Origin of the sequence: Enterococcus sp. AZ196, from assembly GCF_050498845.1 — a bacterium.
Lineage (GTDB): Bacteria > Bacillota > Bacilli > Lactobacillales > Enterococcaceae > Enterococcus_A > Enterococcus_A murrayae.
In genome coordinates this window covers 242,849-264,508 of sequence record NZ_JBIPAM010000002.1, presented here as the reverse complement: position 1 = coordinate 264,508, position 21,660 = coordinate 242,849, and the positions used below count along the sequence as shown (strand labels likewise).

General features: G+C 39.5%; 21 protein-coding genes. 14 read left to right on the top strand and 7 right to left on the bottom strand.

What is annotated here, in order from left to right:
* Positions 1–17: 17 nt before the first annotated feature.
* From IGI67_RS19040 to IGI67_RS18995, 10 genes are all read left to right on the top strand, one after another.
* Positions 18–2,351 carry a WxL domain-containing protein gene (locus IGI67_RS19040; protein WP_429958872.1) on the top strand — a complete coding sequence of 778 codons (2,334 nt, stop codon included), beginning with the start codon at positions 18–20 and terminating at the stop codon, positions 2,349–2,351.
* 23 nt (positions 2,352–2,374) lie between these two features.
* A complete protein-coding gene (locus tag IGI67_RS19035; protein ID WP_429958871.1) occupies positions 2,375–2,584 on the top strand; it encodes a hypothetical protein in 210 nt (69 codons plus the stop codon).
* Between the two features lie 80 nt (positions 2,585–2,664).
* On the top strand, positions 2,665–3,378 hold the full coding sequence (locus IGI67_RS19030; protein WP_429958870.1) for a helix-turn-helix domain-containing protein: 714 nt from the start codon (positions 2,665–2,667) through the stop codon (positions 3,376–3,378).
* A 676-nt stretch (positions 3,379–4,054) separates the two neighbouring features.
* Positions 4,055–4,993 carry a magnesium transporter CorA family protein gene (locus IGI67_RS19025; RefSeq protein WP_429958869.1) on the top strand — a complete coding sequence of 313 codons (939 nt, stop codon included), beginning with the start codon at positions 4,055–4,057 and terminating at the stop codon, positions 4,991–4,993.
* 20 nt (positions 4,994–5,013) lie between these two features.
* Positions 5,014–5,907, top strand: coding sequence for an SDR family oxidoreductase (locus tag IGI67_RS19020; protein WP_429958868.1), 894 nt, complete (start codon positions 5,014–5,016; stop codon positions 5,905–5,907).
* A 31-nt stretch (positions 5,908–5,938) separates the two neighbouring features.
* Positions 5,939–6,505 (top strand): alkaline shock response membrane anchor protein AmaP, encoded by a 567-nt coding sequence (gene amaP / locus IGI67_RS19015; protein WP_429958867.1) that lies wholly within the window; start codon positions 5,939–5,941, stop codon positions 6,503–6,505.
* Positions 6,506–6,517: 12 nt separating this feature from the next.
* On the top strand, positions 6,518–6,706 hold the full coding sequence (locus tag IGI67_RS19010) for a DUF2273 domain-containing protein (RefSeq protein ID WP_429958866.1): 189 nt from the start codon (positions 6,518–6,520) through the stop codon (positions 6,704–6,706).
* 171 nt (positions 6,707–6,877) lie between these two features.
* Entirely contained in the window at positions 6,878–7,366 is a 489-nt protein-coding gene (locus tag IGI67_RS19005) for an Asp23/Gls24 family envelope stress response protein (RefSeq protein WP_242550319.1), read from the top strand.
* 25 nt (positions 7,367–7,391) lie between these two features.
* Positions 7,392–7,634, top strand: a complete 243-nt coding sequence (locus tag IGI67_RS19000; protein WP_207108429.1) for a GlsB/YeaQ/YmgE family stress response membrane protein — start codon at positions 7,392–7,394, stop codon at positions 7,632–7,634.
* A gap of 299 nt (positions 7,635–7,933) precedes the next feature.
* A complete protein-coding gene (locus IGI67_RS18995; protein ID WP_429958865.1) occupies positions 7,934–8,794 on the top strand; it encodes a LysR family transcriptional regulator in 861 nt (286 codons plus the stop codon).
* A 34-nt stretch (positions 8,795–8,828) separates the two neighbouring features.
* Here the strand turns inward: IGI67_RS18995 and IGI67_RS18990 are convergent, their stop codons facing one another.
* From IGI67_RS18990 to IGI67_RS18965, 6 genes are all read right to left on the bottom strand, one after another.
* Positions 8,829–10,718, bottom strand: coding sequence for a beta-glucoside-specific PTS transporter subunit IIABC (locus IGI67_RS18990; RefSeq protein WP_429958864.1), 1,890 nt, complete (start codon positions 10,716–10,718; stop codon positions 8,829–8,831).
* Positions 10,719–10,808: 90 nt separating this feature from the next.
* Positions 10,809–11,651, bottom strand: coding sequence for a BglG family transcription antiterminator LicT (gene licT / locus IGI67_RS18985; RefSeq protein ID WP_207108426.1), 843 nt, complete (start codon positions 11,649–11,651; stop codon positions 10,809–10,811).
* Positions 11,652–11,678: 27 nt separating this feature from the next.
* On the bottom strand, positions 11,679–12,419 hold the full coding sequence (locus tag IGI67_RS18980; RefSeq protein ID WP_207108425.1) for a glucosamine-6-phosphate deaminase: 741 nt from the start codon (positions 12,417–12,419) through the stop codon (positions 11,679–11,681).
* A gap of 362 nt (positions 12,420–12,781) precedes the next feature.
* Complete coding sequence (locus IGI67_RS18975; RefSeq protein WP_429958863.1) at positions 12,782–13,258, bottom strand: GyrI-like domain-containing protein; 477 nt, start codon at positions 13,256–13,258, stop codon at positions 12,782–12,784.
* Positions 13,259–13,354: 96 nt separating this feature from the next.
* Positions 13,355–13,987: a DUF998 domain-containing protein gene (locus IGI67_RS18970; RefSeq protein WP_429958862.1), complete on the bottom strand. Its 633-nt coding sequence runs from the start codon at positions 13,985–13,987 to the stop codon at positions 13,355–13,357.
* Positions 13,980–14,618: a TetR/AcrR family transcriptional regulator gene (locus IGI67_RS18965; protein ID WP_429958861.1), complete on the bottom strand. Its 639-nt coding sequence runs from the start codon at positions 14,616–14,618 to the stop codon at positions 13,980–13,982. Before IGI67_RS18965 ends, IGI67_RS18970 begins: the two co-directional genes overlap by 8 nt.
* Positions 14,619–14,904: 286 nt before the next feature.
* Between IGI67_RS18965 and IGI67_RS18960 the strand changes: the two genes are divergently transcribed.
* Together IGI67_RS18960 and IGI67_RS18955 are read left to right on the top strand one after the other, a co-directional pair.
* On the top strand, positions 14,905–15,627 hold the full coding sequence (locus IGI67_RS18960; RefSeq protein WP_429958860.1) for a GntR family transcriptional regulator: 723 nt from the start codon (positions 14,905–14,907) through the stop codon (positions 15,625–15,627).
* 24 nt (positions 15,628–15,651) lie between these two features.
* A complete protein-coding gene (locus IGI67_RS18955) occupies positions 15,652–15,861 on the top strand; it encodes a hypothetical protein (protein WP_429958859.1) in 210 nt (69 codons plus the stop codon).
* Between the two features lie 374 nt (positions 15,862–16,235).
* Here IGI67_RS18955 and IGI67_RS18950 read toward each other — a convergent pair whose 3' ends face one another.
* The gene (locus tag IGI67_RS18950; protein ID WP_429959809.1) at positions 16,236–16,724 is read right to left on the bottom strand and encodes a GNAT family N-acetyltransferase; all 489 of its coding nucleotides are present in this window, start codon (positions 16,722–16,724) and stop codon (positions 16,236–16,238) included.
* Positions 16,725–16,987: 263 nt separating this feature from the next.
* Between IGI67_RS18950 and IGI67_RS18945 the strand changes: the two genes are divergently transcribed.
* Both IGI67_RS18945 and IGI67_RS18940 read left to right on the top strand, forming a co-directional pair.
* Positions 16,988–17,689, top strand: a complete 702-nt coding sequence (locus IGI67_RS18945) for an ABC transporter ATP-binding protein (RefSeq protein WP_429958858.1) — start codon at positions 16,988–16,990, stop codon at positions 17,687–17,689.
* A gap of 12 nt (positions 17,690–17,701) precedes the next feature.
* Complete coding sequence (locus IGI67_RS18940; RefSeq protein WP_429958857.1) at positions 17,702–21,634, top strand: FtsX-like permease family protein; 3,933 nt, start codon at positions 17,702–17,704, stop codon at positions 21,632–21,634.
* Positions 21,635–21,660 lie beyond the last annotated feature (26 nt).

The following is a 21,660-nucleotide window of genomic DNA, read 5'->3' as shown; positions in this document are numbered from 1 at the left end:
AAAGCGGGAGGGAAGGGATGAGTAAAATAGCGAAAGTTTCTTCTCTGTTTTCATTAATTCTATTGCTTTCGGTAGTTTTAATTCCCTTAAATTCAGATGTTTACGCTGATGGGAAAACCACAACAACGAAGGAAAGTGTAATAGAAAGCTTCGAAGAAACAAAAAGTACAAGTGAAAATTCAGAGGAACCTGATACAACATCTTCTGATTCAAAAGAAACTGGAGAGGGAGAGAAAGAAAAAAAATCTGCCATGGAGGAAGAGGGAATAAAGATTCAACCTCTTGCAGCTGGAGAACCATTTGGACCTCAACACATGCGCCCATTTAAACGGTTTATCCAACTCCGTGTTGAGTATGCAACAGGGACTCCAATAGAAGGTTTGGATATTTGGATGGTGGCAAAGGAAACATCTTCTCCAGCTTATGGAATGCCGAGGCACGAGTTTCAGCTGGAATATAATAATGCGACTCAGCTTTATGAAGGCTGGTATGATTATCCGTATCAGTTTCCAAGATATTATTCGCAAACGTATATTACCCTGGATTTGTCTGGTGAAATTAGAGGGCTGGAACATGGACCTACTACTATAATTTCACCTATCATTCCGGAAACAGTATACAGAAAGTTAAGGCAAAGTGGAGTGATCCATCCTTCAAAAGATCCAGATATTTTGACTGGGAGTGTTACTTACACACTTTCAAATGCTGGAAGTTTCTCTCTGTCTTCGTCTACACCAGGGTTATATAGTGGGACAGTAGGTAAAAATGAGACTAGGATGGAGTATGTACCTAGTTATGGCGGAGAAGGACTTCAGATTCGCGAAGATTATACAGAGGCCATCCCTAAATATCCAGTTCTTTACAACTTGATGTCTGAATACTTTGTGGATGAAGAAGGAAACGATATTCCAACTCCTGTATCTGAAGGTTTCATTGATGGCTACATTTGGGGGATTGATTCTCCAACTGCAACTTATAAGTTTGGTCAGACTGGAAGATGGGGATTAGTGCCTCACGATGTCCCAATGGAATATGTCTCGGGGGGAATTACTTATAAATATGAGGGCTGGTATACAGGGTGGGTGAAACCCGCCACTTTAAATACGGTACACCCCATTGCTGTACCAGTTAAAAAGAATGAGGCGTTTCCAATAAAGGTAGTCTATAAATCCTATGTCAAGGCTGATGAGCAGTATTTTGACGAAAATGGCAACAGTTTGGATGGTGGTTCCCATGACGTTAGCCAGCTAGCAGGTTTAAATTCTACTTTCAATGGAGCACCACAGAATATTATTAAGGATTCTAATGATGATTATTGGGTATATCAAGGCTGGTTAAAAGATTCAGAAATACCTGGAACAGATACTCTGCGTGTTGGAAAACCTAGTGAGTCAATGACGAAGGATACTGTTTTCAAATACATCTATAAAAAAGCGACACCTAACAGAAGTCTTACTTTAACACCAGATGTTTCTGTTGTAGCTAGTGGCGATCAAGTAACATGGACAGCGAAGGTGAAAAATACTTCCTCAGATCCGATTAGTTTGGATGATACTGATATGCGACTGGATTCAGTTCCTGATTACGTCGCAAACAGTACGATTGTAGATGGTGTTCCTCAAGCAGATTCGTTTTGGACAGGAACTTCAATTCCGCTTATCGATCCTAGTGGAGAGATAACTATTCAGTTTAAAACACAACCAACTGGAGCTCCAAACGCTATTAAAGAGACAGTTATCAGTGCTCAATCAGTAAAACTGGCACAGGATATTGTGAAAGGTCAGGTTCGTATCAAGGATGAGGATTCAAAGCCAGTTCCACCTGGAACAGATTTTGGATTAGAGAATGTGCCGAGTAAGTTTTCTTTTGAAGATGTAACGGTCAATAATTATTCTCAAGTTTCATTATTAAAACTAAGTTCGTACGCATCTCACACAATCAGCGATGGGCTGTTCGTTCGATTATTTGATGATCGAGCAGGTGCGCCTGGGTGGAGACTAACAGCCAAATTAGATAGCTTCAAACAAGCGGCACATCCTTCACGAACCTTGAGTACAGGGGTTTCTATGGATTTCAAACCAAAATTAGAACAGGTGAATAATCCAAATACTTCTACAGAAACGATTGATCCGAGCCCAGCTGGAAGCTTACCGACCATTCAAAGCACGGTTCATCTGACATCAAATAATACTGACGTCTTAGTGATGAATAGTCCTGCAGGTATTGGTGATGGAACTTGGCAAGCAAGGATACCGTTAAATGATGTGCAGCTGACATTGCCAGCGAATAGTGGAATAGCTGGTGAAACGTACGAGTCAACATTAACTTGGACATTGAGTGATGCTCCGTAGAAAATGGATAAAGGAGAATTTCTATGTATAACTACATCTGGTTTACAGGAGTGATGGGGGTAGGTCTATTAACGGTCGCAATAATTACATTGATGAAGGAAATGGTGTATTGCGAAAGACACGGTTTGCAAAAGTTGAAAACCCTCATTCCTAATGGATTATTAGTCGTTTGTTCTATTGGCTGGTTTGTATTGACTATCTGTCTCTATCTTTCTATCCAGAACCAAATTTGATTTGTATCAGCATCGAAATACCGTTCGATGATCTCGGACGGTATTTACATAATAGTGAAAACTAGAAGGTGGGAGTTTTAATGAGTCAGATATTAGTGTTAACAAAAAATACATTGAATGAGGAATCCTTTGAAAGAAAAATACTTCAATTGGGACATGAGACATTTATTTCCTCTGTAATTATTGATGAGTGTCTTATGGATCGATTGAACATCAGGTTTTTTGAAATGTTTCAATTCATTGTGTTAAGTGAAACAATTGATAATTCAGAAGCAATTCAGATAGTAAAAAAAATGAGCCGATTTTCAATAAAAATACTTAGAAAGTCAGATGAACAGCTAGACGATCATCAAATGCAAAAGTGGATAGATCAAGGAATTGACGATTGGATCGAAAGAGATCCAAGAGTTGAGGTATTAAGAGAAAAGCTAAGTTGTAAGAAAACAATAAAAGAGGGGAACGTTGTATTACTACAAAAATCGATAGAGAGACGGCCACTATCCAGTTTATCTTTAAGCGGTGGGGAATTAAAGCTGTTTATCATTCTCTATCAACAGAAAGAGAAAATCGTCTCTCGAGAAGAACTATGCTTACGTATGTGGAATAGAAAAAAATGTAATTCAACAATGTCTCAATTGTCCGTACTAGTTAAGAATTTGAAAAATAAGTTAGCTATGCAAAATATTGATGGCCCAATTATTAAAACCTGTTGGGGACAAGGGTATAGAATGGATGAATCTGTTTATGATCAAGTTCGTTTAGACTCTCAAGAGCTGCAGCTTGCGCATAAATAAGAATAAGATATGACAAGAACACAGGAGTCTTCCAAAAGAGAATGGGAGGCTCTTTATTTTTTAGGGATACAAAAATGTTTTTAATGTGCTTAGTTAAACTAGCTGAACCACAAGTGAAAAATTGATCCATCTATAAGAATAGTGATTTGATCTTAAATGGTGTGTTTGGGATTTCTCCTAGCTATGCTGCCCTTGTTTTAGTGAGAAGACGTAATATCAAACAGTAACAGAATAACTTAGAAAAGCTTGATCGACCGATGAGGAAGCTGCATCGATTGATCAAGCTTTTTTCTATTTATAGCGAGTGTAAAAACGTTAAATTAAAATTCAGTGAGAATAGAAGCAGGTAAAAAAGGGAAAGATTTAGTTTGTGAAATCCTTCTATAGATTCGTTAAATGAGAGAAAGATATATAAGTAGGTTTTCAATTAAAAAAACATCACAAAACATAATTAACTCTATTGTAAGCGCTTAATATTTTGCTTAATTGCTTATTATTAGTTAGTTTTAAAAGAATTTATAAGCATATTTTTTGCCTAAAATAACGAGTCGTCCTATGCTGAATAGTGTAGAGATTAGAGACAATTTAAAAAAGGAGCTGATTTTCTCAAAAAAATAAGGAGCTGATTTACCTTTGCTGGCTGCATATTTCTGATTAGCAGGAGGCGATATTAGTAATGGTGGACCATTATTTTGTTGATAAGGAAAAAGCACTAATGACGGATGAGGCGCATTTCAATTGGCTGATCGTTGATAGCAGCAATACTGAAGAAATCGAAAAAGTCATTACAGAGTATCGGCTGCCAAAGGATCTTTTTATGGGAAATGCTTATCCTGAAGAGGTATCAAGAGTCGAGCGGCTTTCAGGGACTACGTTAAGAAACCCGCTTTCGTTGATCGTGATTGATCTTTCTAGTAAACAGGAGCGGATCGAAAAACGGCTGACGCCTATTTCCTTTATTCTCTCGGATGAATTATTGATCACCAGTCTGGATAGGGAAAGCAATTTTGTTGAACATCTGATTAAGAAATATCCGAAACAGCTTAACTCTTTCGAAAAAATCATCGCCTACGCGATTTTAGATATATACACGCATTATGTAAAAGAGTTGAAGGAAATGAAAAAAACGATTGATGCGTTGGATAAGGAAGCACGCAAGACGACAGAAAATGAGGAGCTCTATAAGCAAGCGGATTTAGAGCGTGACGTCGTGTATATCGACCACACGTTAAGAGATCAGAGAGAAACACTGGACAATTTATGGGCTTCAGATAATTTTATCCAGCGATTGGCTGATGAACGCTTGTTGTACGATGTCCAATTACGGCAAAAGCAAACAGAAAAAATGATCGCGATCTACCGCGATTTATTGGAAAGTATCGGAGACCTTTTTAATGGCATGATGGACAATAATTTGAATCATCTGATGAAATATCTTGATTCAACCGCGCTGGTCATTTCGATTCCAGCGGTGATCGCTGGGCTCTGGGGTATGAACACTGGCGGCTTGCCGGGGAAGAGCTCGACTTTAGGGTTTTTACTCGTCGTCGCAGGTGCGGTCGTTGCCGCAGTGGTGGTTGGCTATTATCTGTTTAAAAAGGATTATACAAAATAAATATTTCAAGGAGGATAACTATGAGTGAACCAAAATTAATTGATCCACGTAGACTTTATCACACGGAGGAATTTCAAAAACAAGATCAGGACACTCCGGCGTTGCAGCAAAACATGCAGCCTGTACCTGATTGCGGAGAGGAAACGTATGTAGGATCGAGCCAGCTAGAAAATCGCCGTGTATTAATCACTGGCGGAGATTCTGGGATCGGGCGTGCCGCAGCGATCGCTTATGCAAGAGAAGGTGCGGATATCGCGTTGCACTTTTTCCCTGGTGAAGAGGCCGACGCGGAGGAAGTGGCGAACTATATCAAGGAAGCTGGCCGCAAAGCGGTATTGCTGCCATATGATTTAAGAGACGAAGCCGCTCCGAAGGAAATGGTTGAAAAGGCCGTTGCCGAGCTAGGCGGTTTAGACACGCTGGTATTGAATGCTGGCCAACAGATTTCATCTCAATCCATTGTTGATTTACCGATGGAACAAGTCAAAGATACCTTCGCAGTGAACATTATCGCGATGTTCGCCATCGTAAAAGAAGCGGTGCCGCATATTCCGGCAGGAGGCGCAATCGTAACTACGACGTCTGTTCAAGCGACGAATCCAAGTGACCATCTGCTTGACTATGCCTCAACCAAAGCAGCGATCGCCAATTTTACGATCGGTTTAGCGAAACAGCTGGCGCCTAAAGGCATCCGAGTAAACGGTGTAGCTCCTGGTCCAATCTGGACACCGCTGCAACTGGACGGCGGACAGCCGACAGACGCGATTCCAGAGTTTGGTCAAGACAGCTTGCTTGAAAGAGCGGGACAGCCTGCTGAATTAGCAGATGTGTATGTCTTCTTAGCTTCTAATAAGGCTAGCTATGTGACCGCTCAGATCTATGGTGTTACCGGCGGAGAAGCGATCAATCCATAAGCGACGCTTACGCCATTTGGAGGTGCAAAAAATGAATAGAGGAATAAAAGCAATTGGAATCATCGTCTCCATCGTTCTTATAACAGTGCTGCTGTTTTCAATACTGCTAAGCTCGGTCTATCCATTACCATTTATGCTGGAACGTTTCCGGTTCTTCTCGGTGACGAACAACATCATGCAGCAATATATCTTTTGGGCAGCGGTAGTTTTTGTGGCCATTCTTTTGATCGTGATTTTGGTGCTGCTTTTCTATCCGAAAACGATCAGTACCTTTACCCTAAAACGCGGAGATGGTCAGCTGACGCTGGACAAATCAGCGATCGAGGGCATGGTGCGTTCTTACCTGCGTGACGAGGAGTTTGTCGATTCACCTAGAGTAGCCGTTCGGGCGACACGCAATAAAATCAAGGTAAATATCAAAGGAAAATTAAAACGGACCTCCTCATTGATTGGAAAAACAGGAACGTTGATGAGTGAGATCGAACAAAAGGTAAAACAAATGCTTGGAACCGAGGAACCAGTGAAGGTTGCTGTGAAATATACCGGTTATCAAGAGACGGAGCACAAGCAATATTCAGATGACACTCGTGTAAAATAGGAGGTTTGTGACATGAATGAATTTTTATCGACCTACAAGCTTCCGATTCTTTTCGGAGTGCTTGGCCTGATCTTAGCTGTTTTATGGCTATCAGTCGGTTTTTTCAAAACACTGCTGATCATCCTTATGGTAGCGATCGGGGTCAGAGTGGGTTTTTATTTAAAAGAAACCAAATTAATGGATCATTATTTTAAATCATAGGAGGTTTTCATTATGGAAAACAATAAAAATACGAATCAAACACACACACCAGTCACACATGCGGAGCCAGTAACACCGCCTAATGCAGAACAAAACGCCCGTACACACAGTAATGACGGAGCAAAACCAACGCATAACGGATTTGATCAAGCTAAAGAAAGTGGTGCATCAATGAAGGGTGAAGTTACTTATGACGATAAAGTCATTCAAAAAATTATTGGGATCGCGCTAGAAAATGTCGATGGCCTATTGACAGTTGATGGCGGCTTCTTTTCTAACGCCGCTGAAAAATTAGTCAATACGGACAATGTTACGGCAGGCATCGAAACCGAAGTCGGCAAAGAACAGGTCGCAGTGGATATGGAGGTTGTTGTTGAATACGGCAAAGATATCAATGACATCTTCGAACAAATCAAAAAAATTATCGCTAAAGAAGTTCAAGACATGACGCACCTGGATGTGATCGAGGTCAATGTGAAGGTCAAGGATATTAAAACAAAAGAAGAATTTGCAAAAGACAGCGAAACTGTTCAAGACAAAGTAACAGATGCTGCCAAGAAAACAGGCGACTTTGCTTCAAAGCAAACGGATAAGGCTAAAACAGCAGTAAATAACGGCGCGGATAAGCTTAAAGAAAACAATGAACCGCGAGTGGATTAATCAATACTAAAGGAGGAAATGAATCATGGGATTTATTTGGTCATTAATCGTAGGGGGAGTCATCGGTGCCATCGCTGGAGCGATCACTAACAAAGGCTCTTCAATGGGAATCATCGCAAATATTATCGCCGGACTGATAGGTTCAGCGATCGGACAAGCCCTATTAGGAACTTGGGGACCAGTCATTGGCGGTATGGCAATCGTACCATCGCTGATTGGAGCGATTGTCTTAGTATTAGTCGTTTCATTCTTTGCCAGAAAAATGTAGTACGGAAATACAAAGCATACTAAACCCAAAAGCAGGAGAGTTGCCAATTCAGGGAACTCTCCTGCTTTTTTCGTGTGCTTCTTATTGCTTAGGAGTCTATTAAAGCAGAACAGCTGCTAAAAGAAAACATAGCGAGGGTCCATAAATTATTCTTTTAGCTAAAAATGATTTATGGACTTTTGCTATCCCTTCCTTTTCAAACGAGAAGACTGATCCCGCAATCAGTGACTGTATAAAAAAATTGAATCCTATCTCCTATTAGTTCCCGCTATAATAAGAATTGAGGGGGGATTCGGAGAATGGATATTCAGAAGCTGAGGTATTTTGTTGAGATTGCGCGGACAGAGAATATTTCAAAGGCAGCGAAGGCCTTGTATATTGGACAGCCATCGTTGAGCATGGCTTTAAAACGAATGGAGGAGGAGCTGGATACGACACTTTTTGATCGGAAGGGCAAATCGCTCCAGCTGAATGAGAACGGACGAAAAATTTTAGTGCCGGTGAAGGAAATCGTCGAGCTGATGGATCAGGTCGAAGCGATCGCGTCTAAGCGGCAGGAGCATCATCTCTCGTTAGCAGTCGCGGAAGATGTCGTCTTACATAATTTCAAGGATGTGTTTGAGCGGGAGCATCCAGATATAGTGATTGATTTTTGCTTTGTCACGACGCAGGAGGCGATTGAGCTGCTGGAGCTGGGGCAGGTGGATCTGGCGATTACTACCACAAAGGTTGATTTGAAAAATATCGAGCCGCTTTTTCAGTTTGAATTGCCCTTATTGCTGTGTATTCCAAAATCGAATCCATTATCAAATAAGAAGAAGCTGTCCTTTCTGGAGACTAGGGATGAAACGTTCATCTATTCCTTGTTTCAAAAGAGCTTTATCGCCTTCATCAACAGCTATGCGGCAGCGAATAATTACATCCCCAAGTTGGAATACGCGACTGCGGACCCGCTGTTTGTTTTTCGCTTATTGAAGCAGGGGCGAGGGATCACAGCGATCTCTGAATATGATGAAGTGATTGTGGAGGAGATGGACATTGCCATCGTTGAGGTCACAGATGTGGCTCGAAAAATCGTAGGCTATTCCATGATCGCCGAGGCGGATTTTTCTCCAGAGCTGAAGACCTTTAAGGATTTTTTTATTCATTATTACAGCTAAAAAGCAGAGGAATTCTTTTCCTCTGCTTTTCTGTCTATGAAAGTACGATCGTAAAGAGCTCTTCTGAAAGGGCGATAGTGTCCTCATCATTGACGATGATATCTAAAAAGTCTTTAGGATTGGTAATAACTACCGGGCTGGTCAAATCGTAGCCGGCTTTTTTTATGGCCTCTACATCGTATTCCAGCAGCAGCTGTCCAGCCTTCACTTTTTCGCCTTGTTTGGCAAACGTTGTAAAGTGTTTTCCTTCTAATTGAACGGTATCCAGTCCAATGTGGATCAGCAGCTCGATTCCCTCATCGGTAGTAAAGCCCAAAGCGTGACCGGTTGGGAAAAAGGAGGTGATGGTTCCGTCTGCCGGTGCGACGACTCTGCCATCTGTCGACTCGATCGCGACACCGACTCCCAATAATTCAGAAGCAAAGGCCTCATCATTGATTTGTGAAAGCGGGATAACTTGGCCTTCGATCGGACTTGACAGCTTTGTATGATTTATCGGATGAGCAGGTGCTGCTTCAACGGGCTTCACTTCTTCCTTAAATAGGAAAAACTCAAGCGCGAAGCCGACGATGAACGCGACAATCATTGCCAATAGACACATATAGAAGGAATGATTGATTCCGTTTTTCGGATCTACGTAGCTCGGTAACTCAAAAATTCCTAATCCGCCAGAAACGAAATTAAGTGTCCGCGTGCCGCCTGTAATTGCACCGCCGACTGCAGCACCGATACAGCTATAAATGAACGGCCATTTTTTAGGCAAGGTAATCCCGTAAATCGCTGGTTCTGTGATCCCGAAAACACCTGAAATGAAGGCAGGGAAGGCCAGCGTTTTTGTTTTCTTATCCTTTGTTCTCAGCATTAATGCCAAAACAACGCCGATTTGAGCGAAGGAGGCAGGCACGATCAAACTTAGTAACGTATCCTGTCCGTAAATGGCCAAATTGTTGAGAGCGATCGGAATGATCCCCCAATGAAGACCGAAAATAACCATGATCTGCCAGAAGCCGCCCAGAATCACACCAGAGACTACGGGACTTAGATCATAAATTGCCAAAAATCCTGAACCGATTAATTGACTGACCCAAGTAGCGATCGGACCGATGACGATGAAGGTTAAAGGCACGATACATAATAAGGTCAATAACGGCAAAGCAAACATCTTGATCACATCAGGAATGATTTTTGAGAAGCCCTTTTCAATTTTTGATCCTACATAGGTCGCGATCAGAATCGGGACAACACTAGAGGCATAATCCATCAAAATAACAGGAACCCCTAAGAAGGTAGCGTGAATGGGCGATTCCATGAAGCTGCCGCCAAAAATAGTGAATAAAGGCTCTAAGGCGTTGATCGAGCCGATGGTTGGATGCAGCAGGCTTGCTCCGATCGCCATTCCGACGAAGTGATTCAGCTTAAATTTTTCCGCGGCGGTATAGCCTAAGAAGATCGGGAAAAAGTAAAAGAGTGAATCGCCTAGAGCATTGAGAATAATAAAGGTTCCTGATTGATCTGAAAGCCAGCCGATGGAAAGGAACATCGACGCGAAGCCCTTGATCATCCCTGTAGCGCAAAGCAAACCTAAAACGGGAGTAAAAATACTGGATACGATATCGATAAACGCGTCAAAAGGGTTTTGCTTTTTCGCAGGAGCCGAATTTTCGGAAACCTTACTGACGCCTAGTCCTAAAATAGTATCGTAGACATCTGTTACATGGTTTCCGATAACGACCTGATATTGTCCGCCGCTTTGCATGACGGTCACGATTCCCTCCATGTTTTTGAGAAAATCGGTGTCTGCGAGAGCTTCATCCTTTAGTTTAAAACGTAATCGGGTAATACAATGGGCGAGGCTGTTAATATTTTCCTTCCCGCCAACCTTTTCGATGATTGTTTCTGCTAGTGCTTGATATTTTTCTGTCATTTTTCTTTCCTCCATTTCTTAAAATGAAGGTTTGGCCAACTAAATGTCACCATCCACGTACTGCGTTTTACTTGTGTATGTATGGGCTCGCTATCCGCGAGCTTCTTTGATCAATTTTTCAATGTGAATCGTTAAGTATAGCTGATCATCTTCAGTGATCGTAAACTGATATTTTCTGTGCAGGAACTCCTCGATTTTCTTCACACATTCGAAGGCGTCCGGATACTTCGCGGTCACCAGTGAAAACAGATCAGGATCTGTTTCTGCTGGCTGCTTATCCATCGTAAAGAAGCGCTTTGCAAAGAATTTTAAATGCGTCACAAAACGAAAATAGGAAACCGAATCCGGTGAAAAATCCATTTTAAAATGATAGCGGACGAAATTGGATATTTCTTGGATCAGTTGGGTGACTTCGTTGGCGATGGATTCCTCTGTATTTAATTCTGCGTCGACGATGTGCAGGGCGATGAGTCCGGCTTCGTCCTCGGGAAGCTGAACCTTGAAGCTTTCGTTGATCCATTCCAAGGTCAACAGCCCGATCTGGTACTCGCTAGCGTAGAAGCGTTGGATGTCCCAAAGCATGACATTCTTGGTGACATTTCCTCCGATGAAGCGCTGAACAGAGGAAAAGATGTGATCCGCCAACGAGATATAAAGACTTTCACTTAACTCCTTGTTTAAAACTTTTTTTGCATGAGAAATCACACGATCTGCCAGCATGACATATTCAGGTGGCAAACTAGTGAGCAGCTCTTGAAGTTGTTTGGTTACTAATTCATTTGTGAGCGTGAAGACCTTTTCTGCGTCCTCGGCATCGATGGAATCGCCGACCTTCTTTTGATAAGCGACGCCTTTTCCCATAAGGACAACCTCTTCATTGCTGTTATTGACAGCTAAAACAACATTGTTATTTAAGGGCTTGACAATCTTCATGTTTACCACCTCAATTTTTTGTCTTGCCTAACGATAGACAGAAAGTGTTTTGGGACTTAACAGGGCTGCGGCTTCCGCATCCAGAATGACGGTTAAGGATGGGTGCAGCGGCAGGATCGATGCAGGAACCATCTCATCCACTTCGCCTTCGAGGATTCGTTTTACCATTTCCGCTTTTTCGCTGCCATTAACGATCAGGACAATATTTTTAGCGTTCATGACACTTTTTGGTCCCATCGTGACAAATTCGTCTGGAACGAGGGACGTGTCGCCATTCATATCGGTATCGGCGATGGATTGGATCTCTTCGGGAAGAATCTTTCCTTTGACCGTCGAATCACCGAACTTGGTGGCTCCTGGAGAATTGCCGCAGTAATGACCATCAGCACCTAAGCCAATCATGATCATGTCAAGCCCGTTCACAGCGCGCAGATTTGCGTCGTGCTCCGCATAGTTTTCCATCGTCAATGGATGAATGTTCTCTTCAGGAATTCGAGCGGGAGTAAAGTAGCTTTCGCGCAAATGACTGATCGTTACAGGTTCGCAATCTAAGCCTTTAAAGGGAATCTCATCAAAATTGTAATAATGAACATTTTTGAAGCAGGGCCGATTTTTTACGAGCGGTACTAACAGCTCATACATTCTTTTCGGGGTTCTGCCAGCTGTAATCGCTAAGTTTACTGGGCGATTTTTAGTCATATAATGCAGCATGTAGGTAGCCGCCATCTGACTCATTTCTTCGTAATTTTTTTCTACTATAATTTTCAACCTAAATCTCCTTTCAATCTTTCAGGCATAAAAATAAACCAAATAACAGGACGAATGAGAGAAGCGTCTCCTGCTTTTTTGGTTTTGCCCGAGTGGTCACAATCCTTTTTTTATACAAACACAAGTAAAAATTTAGAATTAGAAGTAGTTTCGCCCAATAAGGTCACGATCTTTTCTATAGCTACATTGTAGCATCCAGCGCGTATGAAGCTCAAACCAGCGGGCAGGCCGGAAGCATTGATCTATCAGCATATAGCACAAAACAATATCGATATCACAAATTTCAATGGGGCCTTTTCCACCTATGTAAGCGGAAAAAAATAACCCATCTCCCCGTGAAAATGGGTAGATGAGTCATCCGATCAGTCCTCCTGCTTCTTAACAGGAAGATACATCTCAGTTAAATAGTCATTCTCAGACTGTTCTTCACCATTCAAATAATGATAGTAAATTCCGCCAATGGGCTGATAATCATGATCAGGCACCCATTGCATGAGTTCTTCCAATGTCGGATCTTGCTTTTCGTAGGGACCACGATCAATAGTCAGTGCGACTGTGCGAATCGGATGAGTCAGCGAGCGAATGTCCTCCTTTGCTTTAATAGATCTAGGGGTAGCAAAGCCGATCTCAACATCTAGTTTCTCTAAGTCAATATTGTGAAAGCAGACAATTGGTCCGCTGCTGGGCAGTGCATTGTTTTCTTCGATCAGCTGAAGGATATCGTTGATCGCCTCGCCCATAAAATCAGCGTATTCTGCGAAGAAGTCAATGGTTTTACGGCGCGTCAGCATGTGTTGTTCAGGGAATTGCTTTAGCATGATGTCGGCTATTCTTGTCATAAGGGTGTCCTCTTTTCATTATTGTCTTTAGAAAAAGCATAACAAAGCCGGCGAGTCTTCTCTTGTTCCCCAGTGCTCAATTTGAGTACCTTTGATTTACTTTTCAGCAAAATCACAGAATAGATACACCCCTAAAACAGCATTGAACCCCATCGCCGCAAAGACACTAAAGCGTTCGGGAATCCCAAAATATTGGCTGGGGGCTGCGTTGACGCCAATAGATCCTGCAATCATAAAGAATAAAGCAATCGCTCCCCATACTGCTAATGAACGATACTTCTTGGAACGAACGGCATTAAAAATAATAAGGAGGAGGGATGCAATGGACAGCACAATAACCAAAATCGTTACCACCACATGCATAATGTCCTGAAGAGTTCCCGCAAAACCACTGTCAGTTAAAGGAAACATCGCATATCCCACAGCTGATAGCCACATCATTCCTGCAAATAAGTAAATACCCACACGCAAAGGCCTTGTAAGTTTTCCTTGAATATACACACACATCATGGTTATCGATACGACACTGCCGACACCAGACAGGGAGGACAGCTGATTCCACACGATTCGTGAAGGCGCATTGTCAGCACTTAAATCACTGACGGCCTGCGCCATCCAATCATAGCCTGGGTAAGCCAACGGACTGAACACTACTGCCGCAGCATAAGAAAGCAGAGCAATCACACCCAGTAATCCCAGCCATTGCATCAGGTCTCGTTTTTTACTCATGGCCGTCAACTCCTGTCCGATAAAGTGAATGGAATTGTCGAATGTGCCGCTCTAGCATCTTTAAGGACTCCGTTTCTCTTTCTGGATGGCGGTCACAAATAGACAGCAGCAAATGAATCGGGGCATAAAAATGCAGCGCCATGATTTGACTATCGGCTTCGCGCATGGTGCCAGATTGGACCAGCATAGAGAACAGCATTCCCTGATAAGCCAACGGTTCGTCTACATATTGCTTGGTATACATAGCTGCTAATTCACTATCTTGAAATTGCTCGATCGTCAGCAGTTTGCGAAAATTTGCCGCATATTCATCATGTAAAAAGAACGCAAACAGCTTTTCCCCAATCTTTTCCAGCTGTTCCTGTGTTATTTCTTCAAAGGTTGGGGCATCAATGTCTCCATCATGACCATCTAGCTGAATATCTGCCATATTTTTCTGATACCGAGCAGTCATTTCCAGCACGACTGCATCGAATATTTCCCGCTTGCCTTTGAAGTGTTTGTATAACGAGGGGGCCTTGATTCCAACAGCCTTCGCAATTTCTTCCACATTCACCGCACCATAGCCTTTTTTTGCGAAGAGACGAGAAGCTTCTGCAATGATTCTTTCTTTAGTAGATAATTGATTCATTTGATTCCTCCTTGGCTAATGACCATTAGCTTGAGTATAGCTAATGATTATTAGCCTGTCAATCGATTTAGTGGATGGTAGCCAATGTTCTCAAGTGTTTGTAACAATCATTTAAGATGAAAATTGTGAATGTATGGCAAAGAAATCCCTTAATATCTAGACAAAAAGCTCTAGTAATTTGAGAAAATAGTATGCAGTGTCTATTTTTGTTGTTGACAATTTTTTGAAAACGATTTATATTACTTGTATCAACACGTGTTAATACAAGTTAGAGGAGGAGATATTCTTGCAAGAAAAATTTTTAGATACCAAAAAGGAACCGTTATATATTCAGCTGTCCAATACCATTCACAATAAAATACTTTCTGGTGAGTACAAATTTGGAGAAAAGATACCGTCTGAGTTGGAATTAGTTTCCACTTTTGAACTTAGTCGTGTCACTGTACGAAAAGCTATTCAAGATTTGACCGACAAAGAAATTGTTGAAAAGAAACAGGGTAAAGGTGTATTTGTCAAATTTCCGGTGTATCAGGAGACCTTTAATGCAGGAGGGAGCTTCACTTCATCAGGGATCATTATGAATAATATCCCTACATCAGTAATCATTGATCGACGGGTAGTAGATACAAAAGAGTTTGATAATTATTCGTTGAATTTCGAATCAAAGGAAGTTGTGGAGCTAAGCAGGATTAGAAATATTGATGATCAGCCTGTTATCTATGAAGTGGATGTTTTTGATTTATCATTTAGTGAAATGCTGGATGGTCTAAACGAACAGGATTCATTAATTGATACTTTGAAAGAAAGTGGCTATAAAATCAATCATTTTGATAACTTAATAGATGTAATACTAGCTGAAAGCAATATCTCAAAGGCATTGAATGTGGATATCGGAACTCCTTTACTGCATATTCAGCAAAGAGTTTTGGATTCATACGATACTCTTATATATTTCAACGAACAATTTATTAATTCTGATATCTATAAAGCAGCCATCAGATCCTATTAATCCAGATAAAAAGGAGTTTGAAAATTGAGAAGAATATATATAGCAACTCATGGAGAGATGTCTTTAGGGATCAAAGACTCGTTAAAACTAATTGCGGGTGATTCTGCAGATGACATCCAAACATACTCTCTTATTCCAGGGGAAAATGCCATTGATTTTATTCAAGAAGTTGATAGGAAGCGTACAGAAAAGATATTTTCTGTACGCTTTTTACTCAAATTCAGGAGTTACTAGAAAGAATTTATTATATCGGAACTGTATTTTGAAAAGACTAAATTTGATGATTTACGAATGTAACATAATCCGATTGAGTTACATTCGTAAAAATATATCTATCCCTTACGGCTCTAAAGAAAGCGTGTTTTTCCTCTCGCCTGTAATTTTCATATTTTAATTACGTAATTCTTGTTCTGTATTTAACATGTGTGTCAAATAAATTGTAAAGTGAAGTTTAATTATTTAACGACATCGTAGTTGGTAGACATAGAATAAGGAACTGCCAAATCTGGCAGTTCCTTTATTTTAAAAAATTAATTTACTTAAACAAAGTTTCAAACCGTTAAAAAATGAACTATGGTTGTTGTGCTCATTGAAATGTAAGATAAAAGTTAAATTTGTTTTTCGAAGTAAGGTTCAACATTTCTAAATCCAAAAGAGAAATACCGTATCATTTTTTTATATTTATCAAAAGAGAATGTTTTAGAGTTCGAGAGTATATCATAAATTACACCGTTATCTTCAATTTTGAAATCCATTTTATAGTACCCATTCTTGAAATAAAAGTGCTGTCTTCGCAACCTTTGTTGATAATTTCCATAATTGGGGCTTACTGTTTCTATGTTTAAAACAATTTCATTTTGATTATACGTCTTCTCAATCCATTTCAATATCTTTGAACCAAACCCTTTTGAATGGATGTCTGGATTTGTTGCTAGGTATACGATAAAAGTCGTTTTTCGATGATGTACAAGGTAGGCAAAGCCACAAAATAGCTTCTCTTCATAGAACGCAAGAAATTCTATTCCTTTTCTGAGATTAAGGATATTTAACAGCCAAATAGGCATTTGCTCCTCCTTTGGGAATGACTCTCGTAACATTTTTTTTATTAAGTCATATTCGTCCAATTTTCTTGAAACAGACTTTACTGTTAACACAATAATCACGACCTTTCAGACATTCATTATATATGAAGGAAGAAAATAGTTCCTGAACAATTCTCCAAACAATGTTGATTAATATACACCTTGCAGCAAACTGCATATTGGCAGTCTCTAAAAACTTTCTTATACTGATCACGCTATATACTGAACATGTGTTTAGTATATAGCGTATTTTTTATTTTAATTAAGAGGTGATTTACATGTCATATATTGATGTGAAAGACAGTTACAAGCGCTATAATTCAGGCAGTTCAGAAATAATTGCAAATAATGGTGTAACCTTTTCAATAGAAAAAGGAGAACTTGCAATAATTTTAGGATCATCTGGTGCTGGTAAATCAACTGTGCTGAATATCTTAGGTGGGATGGATACCAACGATGATGGAACAATCAGTATCGACGGACAAGATATTTCCAAATTAAATAGGAAAGATTTAATTACTTATAGAAGAAGCGACGTTGGCTTTGTCTTTCAATTTTACAACTTAGTTCCTAATTTAACAGCAAAAGAAAATGTTGAGCTGGCCTCGGCAATTGTCAAAGATTCCTTAGATGTGGAGGATGTACTAAAAAAAGTAGGTCTACAAAAAAGAATGAACAATTTTCCTGCCCAGCTTTCTGGAGGAGAGCAGCAACGAGTCTCTATCGCTAGAGCAATTGCAAAAAAACCAAAAATTCTGCTTTGTGACGAGCCTACAGGTGCACTTGATTATGAAACGGGAAAACAAGTACTCCAATTACTTCAGGATATGAGTAGAAAAAATGGTGCGACTGTTATTATTGTTACGCATAATGGGATGATTGCGCCAATTGCAGATCGTGTTATCCATATGCATGATGCTAAGGTAAAAAGCATTGAAGTGAATTTAAATCCTAAAGAAATTGCTGACATAGAATGGTAGGTGAATATTTTAGTGAAGAAAATACTATTCAGAGATACCCTCAATTCTATTAAGAGTTCAAAAGGAAGGTTCTTATCTATTTTTTTCCTGATTTTTCTTGGGACGTTTGCGTATGTTGGTCTTAAAGCTTCAGGCCCCGACATGCGAAATACGGCAAATTCATTTAGTCAACAGATGAATGTGGCAGATGAAACCATCATATCTACATGGGGATTAGATAAAAGTGATCAAAAAAAGATTGCCAGTAACAATGATATAAAAAAGGTAGAGTTTGGATACTTTCAAGATAGTGAAATTACAGACTCTTCAAGATCCTTACGTTTATTTTCTAAATCTAAAGAAATCTCCCGTTATGCTGTAGATGAAGGAAGATTACCACAGAAAGCCGACGAAATTGCTTTGGATTATTCTCAAAAAGGAAAATACTCTTTAGGAGATAAAATCAGCTTTAGTAAAGAAAAAGAAGAAAAGAATCTAAAACATTATGAATTCTCCATCGTTGGTTTTGTTAAATCGAGTGAAAATGTTGTAGCAAAAGACCTTGGTCCCTCAACTACAGGAACCGGCTCATTAAATGGTTATGGCGTTGTGACACCAGAGAATTTTGACTCTAAATTATATACAATCGCCAGAATCACCTTTAAAGATACCCCAGGCATGGACAAAGTTGGTACAGCTTATAAAGACAAACTTAGAAAGCATGGAGAAAGAATCAAAACAGAGCTAAATCAATACGCACAGAACCGTCTTTTAGAAACGAAAAAGACTGAACAAAAGAAAATTGATGATGGAAAGAAAAAGATTCAAGAAGCTCAAAATGAACTTACAAATGCAAAAAGTAAATTATCCAAGGCTTCGGCAGAAATAAGCAATGGAAAAAAGGAAATTAGTGATAATCAAGAGAAACTTAATTCCAGCATTTCTCAAGGTGAAGCAGAGCTATTTAGTGGTGCTCAACAAATTTCTGATGCACATCAAGAAATTAAGAATGCTGAGAATGAACTAGACGAAGCGAAAAGGCAGTTAGTAGAAGGAGAAAAAGACCTTCAATCAAATTGGGAAAAATTATCCCTAGCTAAACAGGAACTTTCCTCTGGGAAAGAAAAGTTAAATGAGAGTCAAGAAGAACTGCTACAAGCCAAGAAGAGCATTCAGGACGGAGAAGCTGAATTAGCCGCTGCAAAAGAACAACTTGCTGGAGCCTCTAAAGAGCTTATAGAGAAGCAAAAAGAGATCAACCGGAATCAGGCTGATATTACTAGCAAAAAAAATACTTTAGATGGGTCACAGACTCAATTGACTACAAATCAAAATGAGTTAGCCTCACAGTTGAATAGATTGGAAGGTGCAAATTCAGACTTCTTAAGCAACATACAAAATCTAAACTCTGAACTCAATAATGACCAAGTATTTTTGAATAACGTACAGAATGATCTAACAAATATTAAAGCGGTAATTATCAATTTAGGCCAACAATTGGAAAATGCAGAAGCGGAGCAAAATCAAGAAGAAATTGAACGATTAAGAATTGAGATCCAAACTAAAAGGGAAGAACAAAAGAGTAAAGAATTACAAGAAGTGAATCTTCAACAAACAATCGTAGGAATACGAGAAAAAATTTCTGTAGCGGAAAGCGAACATCATGCATTTTTAGAAGCTACGTACAATCCTAGTATAGCTGTTATCAAGGAAAAGCAGGCGGAAATGGCTATTCTACAGGAGCAGCTCAATCAATCAAACCAAGAATTAGCAGCACACCAAGCTTCTCTTGATAAAGCTCAAAAAGCCATTAATGATGGAAAGGAAGAACTAGTACGCCAACAGAAAACAATGACTCAAAATGAAAAAATGCTTTCTGAGAAGACGCAAGAATATCAAAGTGGTCTGGTGCAATATAATGAAGGCATAAAGTCATATAATGAAAATCTAAATAACTACTATGATGGTTTGAGCGAATGGACGACCGGTTTTGAAACATTAAAAGCTGGGTCTGCAGAGTATCAGACAAACCTCGATAAATACAATCAAGGAAAACAAGAATTACGAGAAAAAGAGAATGAACTAGCTGAAGGAAAGCAAACACTCTCACAAGAAAAGAAAAAAAATCAAAAAGAACTTGATAACGCTAAGATCGCACTGATTAACGGAGAAAAGGAATATTTAGATAATCTAGCAGAGTTCAGGAAACAAGAGAGTAAAGCACATAAAGAAATTCCTGACAGCCAAAATAAATTAGATAAATCACAAAAAGATTTGCATAACCTAGAAGCTCCAGTCTATTCAGTAAAAAGTCATGAAGAAATGGATAGTGGCTATAAATCGTTTGTTGATAGTGCTGGGCGTATCGATATACTAGCCAATATTTTTCCAGTCTTTTTATTTGCTGTTGCAGCCCTAGTAAGCCTGACTACAATGACTCGCTTTGTTGATGAAGAAAGATTAACTATCGGTATTTATAAAGCTCTAGGATATAGCAATAGTGCCATAAAAAAACGTTTCATTATTTATGGACTAGCTTCTAGCATTTTAGGGACTATTTTCGGAAGCATACTGGGTCATACACTATTACCAAAAGTAATCTATGAAGTGTATGCAGCTGGGACCAGTTTGCCGGATGTAAACTTAGATTTCTATCCAGGCTATACGATAATTGGATTAACAATCGCAATCTTTTGTACAGTTGTTTCGACCTATTTTGTAATAAGTAAAGATCTAAGAGAAAAGCCAGCCATATTGCTTTTACCAAAACCACCCAAGGAGGGTTCTAGAATACTGCTTGAAAGGCTTTCGCCTATTTGGAAAAGACTGTCTTTCAATCATAAAATTACCGCAAGAAACTTGTTTAGGTATAAAAAGCGTATGTTAATGACTATTTTTGGAGTAGCTGGTTGTATGGCTCTATTGATTACCGCATTTGGAATAAAGGATTCCATTTCAGGAATAACTGAACGGCAGTCTCAGCAGATACTCAAGTATGATCTATTGGTATCAAAAGAAAAAAACTTGAATGATAGGCAACAAAAATCTATCGACACATTATTAATAAATAAGAATGTTGAGTCATCTAAAAATATTTTTTATGAAGAACTCACAAGTACCTCAGCTTCAGATCAATCAACACAGTCGATCACTTCTATTGTTACCGACAATCCATTGAATCTTGACAAATTTGTCTCTCTCAAAGATTCAACAAATTCTAGATCCTTGAGTTTGAGCGATAAAGGTATAGTTATTTCTAAAAAATTGGCAGATATAATGGATGTTGTGTTAGGGCAGAGAATCATTCTTAGGAATGAGAAAAATCAAACCTTCAATGCAACAATATCAGGTATCACAGAGATGTACTTAGGTCATTTCATATTCATGAATAGCAAGTCTTACCAAAATATATTTGGAAATACCTATCAATCAAATGGCTATTTAGTTAACTTGAAAGACAGCTCCACAAGGTTGAAGAAACAAATGGCAGCACTATTTATGAAAGATGCTGGAATAAATGGAGTTGTTCAATCAAGTAGTACAGATAATGAATCAATTGAAGGACTAACACAAATTACGTTAATTTTCGTTTTTGGTGCGTCCTTACTTGCATTAGTCGTTATCTACACTTTGTCAAATATCAATGTATCAGAAAGAATTCGTGAATTGAGTACCATCAAGGTATTAGGATTCTATGATAATGAAGTAACATTGTACATTTATCGAGAAACGATCATCTTATCTGTAATAGGTATTTTAGTGGGATCTGTTTTAGGGGAAAAATTGAGTGAATTTATTACTTCGATGCTACCCACAGATGAAGTAATATTTGATTCAACTGTTAGATGGACAAATTTCGGCATATCAGCATTGATTACGATGGGAATTACATTAGTGTTAATGGTATTTGTCCATAATAAAATCAGGAAGATAGAGATGCTCGATGCATTAAAGTCAGTTGATTAAAAAGCAGCGGACAAAAGATTTTATGT